At 55.6% G+C, this 284-nt stretch carries 1 pseudogene; it reads right to left on the bottom strand.

Annotation, left to right across the window (positions count from 1 at the left end):
• A pseudogene (locus tag HMPREF3048_RS06925) lies at positions 1 to 203 on the bottom strand (hypothetical protein); the annotation flags it as partial.
• Positions 204 to 284 lie beyond the last annotated feature (81 nt).

Raw genomic sequence — 284 nt, 5'->3', positions numbered from 1 at the left:
CACAACTGATCCAAGGGTGTGTCTGCTGCCATGTGGCGTGCGTCGGATTGTTTCCGCGTGAATTTCGTTGCCCCGTAGTAGACGTCGTGTACGCGTGACCATTCTCGGATGCGCGACGGGTTCAGCCCGGCAGCAAGGGCTGTGTCGCGGTCGAAGTCGGCGATGTCCGTAAGCCGGAAGCCGAGAAGGTCTACAAATGCCATGGCATAAACGCTACGAAGCGAGAAACCACCGCACAAGACCCACCACAAAAATGTGGATAACTCCAACACCAAATTCCACAA

Source organism: Corynebacterium sp. HMSC075D04, assembly GCF_001815635.1.
Classification (GTDB): Bacteria; Actinomycetota; Actinomycetes; order Mycobacteriales; family Mycobacteriaceae; genus Corynebacterium; species Corynebacterium coyleae.
This window is presented reverse-complemented; position numbering and strand designations above follow the sequence as displayed.